This window comes from Falsiroseomonas oryziterrae, assembly GCF_021864505.1.
GTDB classification, from domain to species: Bacteria; Pseudomonadota; Alphaproteobacteria; order Acetobacterales; family Acetobacteraceae; genus Falsiroseomonas; species Falsiroseomonas oryziterrae.
This window is the reverse complement of record NZ_JAKJIB010000404.1, coordinates 1-3,253: the sequence shown is the minus strand read 5'-3', so window position 1 is coordinate 3,253 and position 3,253 is coordinate 1. Positions and strand designations below refer to the sequence as shown.

The window sequence follows — 3,253 nt, the reverse complement described above, 5'->3', positions numbered from 1 at the left end:
GGGTGCGGGACGCGGCCTATGCGGCGCTGCGCCCGGTGCTGGACGGCGCCGCCTTCCGCCGCCTCGCCTGGGACGCCGTGGCGCTGGCGGAGACGCGCCCCTGGCGCGGCGAGGGCGGGGCGGAGACGGAGGAGCGGCGCGCCGAGCCGCTGCCGCGCTTCGCCGCCACGGTGCTGGATCGCCGCTGGCGCCGCATCGCGGGTGCCGGCGCCGAGATCGGCGACCTGCCGGACGACGAGTTCCATGCGCTGCGGATCGAGGCGAAGCGGATGCGCTACGCGGCCGAGCTCTTCGCGCCGCTCTGGGGACGCCGCCGCGCGAAGCGCTTCCTCGCGCGGCTCGCCGAGGTGCAGGAGGCCTTCGGCCTCGCCAACGATGCGGTGGTCGCGCGCGCGCTGATGGCGCGGCTCAACGGCCGCGGCAGCGGGCTCGCCTGGGCCGCGGGCGTGGCGGAGGGCTGGTCGCTCGCGCGCGCGCGCCGCGTCCGCCGAAAGGCCGCCGATGCCTGGGAGGAGCTGCTCGCCGGCGGCATCTTCTGGGACGACGAATGAGCGACGACGATCGAGCGCAGCGCGGCGCGCGCGAGGCCGCGCATGGTTCGCGGATCGTTCGCCAAGCGTGATCGTCACGAGGGTTGCGCACGGGTCCGTGACCGGTATACCAGTCCGCCTCTCCGACAAGCGCAGCGGTCCCGTGCAGCCACCACGTCGCATCTTCCGTTCCGGCCCGTCGCCGCGCCGTTGGCGGACGGCGGCGGTTGCGACCTGCGTGACGGCTCTTGTCGTTCTCGTCTCCGGCATCGGCCTGCCGCCCGACCTGATGGGATCGGCGCCGCGCCAGCAGGACTGGTCCGCGCTAGCCGCTGAGGTGCGGGTGGTCGATGGCGACACGCTGCGCCTCGGCGACCGCACCGTGCGGCTGGCGAAGGTGGACGCGCCGGAGCGCGGGCAGACCTGCGCCGATCAGGCCGGCCGGCCGTTCGACTGCGGCGCCGCCGCGGCCGAGGCGCTGTCGCGGCTCGTCAACGGCCGCTCCGTCCTGTGCATCGTGTCGGGCCGGGATCGTTTCGGTCGGGGTCTCGGTCAATGCACGGCGGGCGGCGCCGATCTCAATGCCGGCCTCGTCCGCGCGGGCTGGGCACTCGCCTACAACGACGACGCGGCGCTCCTCGCGCTGGAGGCGGAAGCGCGGCGCGCGGCACGCGGCCTCTGGGCGGGCGGCTTCGTGCGGCCGGAGGAATGGCGCCGCCGGTGACGGCCGCCGCCGCCGAACTGCTGCCGCGGCCCATCTTCCATTGCCCACGCGGATCGGTGCCGGGGCACGAAAAAATGCTGCCCGGCCGCGGCCGGCCCCACGTTGCCAAGCCGCCGAGCCCGCCCGTATCTTGCGCCGCACCATAACGACGCCGCGAGCAGCGGCGCGTCGTGCTGAGGAAGCCACAATGACCACCACGCCGAACGGCTCCGTCACCTTTTCCATCGACGGCACCAACCGCAGCACGAAGCTCCCGGTGCACAAGGGCACGCTCGGCCCGGACGTTGTGGACATCCGCAAGCTCTATGCCGACCTCGGCGTCTTCACCTTCGACCCGGGCTACGGCGAGACGGCGAGCTGCGAGAGCACCATCACCTACATCGACGGCGACGAGGGCGTGCTGCTCTATCGCGGCTACCCGATCGAGCAGCTCGCCGAGCATTCCGACTTCATCGAGGTCTGCTACCTGCTGATGAACGGCGAGTTGCCCTCCGCCGCGCAGCTCAAGGACTTCAAGAAGGGCGTCACCTACCACACGATGGTGCACGAGCAGATCCGTCGCTTCTTCGACGGCTTCCGCCGCGACGCGCATCCGATGGCGGTGATGTGCGGCGTGGTGGGCGCGCTGGCGGCCTTCTACCACGACAACCTCGACATCAACGATCCGGAGCAGCGCCGCATCGCGGCGTTCCGCCTGATCGCCAAGGTGCCGACCATCGCGGCGATGGCCTACAAGTACTCGCTCGGCCAGCCCTTCGTGTATCCGCGCAACGACCTCGATTACGCGGCCAACTTCCTCTACATGCTCAACGCCGTGCCGGCCGAGCCCTACCAGGTCAGCCCGGTGCTGGCGAAGGCGATGGACCGCATCCTGGTGCTCCACGCCGACCACGAGCAGAACGCCTCGACCTCGACGGTGCGGCTGGCGGGCTCCACCGGCGCCAATCCCTTCGCCTGCATCGCCGCCGGCATCGCCGCGCTGTGGGGTCCCGCGCATGGCGGCGCCAACGAGGCCGTCCTCAAGATGCTCGGCGAGATCGGCCACGCGAAGAACATCCCCTCCTTCATCGAGAAGGTGAAGGACAAGAACTCCAACGTGAAGCTCATGGGCTTCGGCCACCGGGTCTACAAGAACTTCGACCCGCGCGCGAAGATCATGCAGAAGACCTGCCACGAGGTGCTCGGCGAGCTCGGCATCACCGACGAGCCGCTGCTCGACCTCGCGATGGAGCTGGAGCGGATCGCGATCCACGACGACTACTTCGTGTCGCGGAAACTGTATCCGAACGTGGACTTCTACTCGGGCATCATCCTCAAGGCGATGGGCATCCCGACCAGCATGTTCACCGTGATCTTCGCGGTGGCGCGCACCGTCGGCTGGGTCAGCCAGTGGAAGGAGATGATCGAGGACCCGTCGCAGCGCATCGGCCGCCCGCGGCAGATCTACACCGGCGCCCCGCGCCGCGACTACGTCCCCGCCGCCCAGCGCGGCTGACCCGCCGCGCCGCGCTCGGCGCCGCATCGATAGGGCCCCGTCCGCGCGAGCGGGCGGGGCCCTTGTCGTCTCCGGCGCACCCGCGCGGCCTCACGCATCCTCCCTGCCCCGCCCCAGCCGCCAGCTTGCGCAAACGGTCGCGCCGGACGCGTGCGACGGAGTCCCATGCGGTGAGTCGCTGCGACTGGCCTGGGGCGGAGTCCCGTCGGACGAGTCCAGGCGCGCATTCCCCGACGAAGCGCCAGCCCTCCCATGCACCAAAAGCTGTGTCGCGTTTCGGTTTTCGCTTGAATTGCCAAATGCCGGATGTTGATATTCTACTGTGAGTTGATAACGACCAGGACCAAGATGCCCAGGAAGGTCAGCACCATGCACCCGTTCGAGCTCCGACATCCCAGCCGGTCCCTCGACGAGCTGGTCCGCCGTCGGCTCCGCGAATGGCCGCAGCGCCCGCCCGGCGCCCCGCGCACGCGCCGCCAGCCGGGCACCTGGCTGCGCGCCCGG

At 71.0% G+C, this 3,253-nt stretch carries 3 protein-coding genes; all 3 read left to right on the top strand.

Features of this window, described 5'->3' with window-relative positions; translation table 11 throughout:
* On the top strand, positions 1 to 551 hold a 551-nt coding region (locus tag L2I40_RS20985), incomplete at its 5' end, for a CHAD domain-containing protein (RefSeq protein ID WP_237217117.1).
* A gap of 217 nt (positions 552 to 768) precedes the next feature.
* Positions 769 to 1,254, top strand: a complete 486-nt coding sequence (locus L2I40_RS20980) for a thermonuclease family protein (protein WP_237217115.1) — start codon at positions 769 to 771, stop codon at positions 1,252 to 1,254.
* 187 nt (positions 1,255 to 1,441) lie between these two features.
* The gene (gene gltA, locus L2I40_RS20975) at positions 1,442 to 2,749 is read left to right on the top strand and encodes a citrate synthase (protein ID WP_237217114.1); all 1,308 of its coding nucleotides are present in this window, start codon (positions 1,442 to 1,444) and stop codon (positions 2,747 to 2,749) included.
* Positions 2,750 to 3,253: the final 504 nt, after the last annotated feature.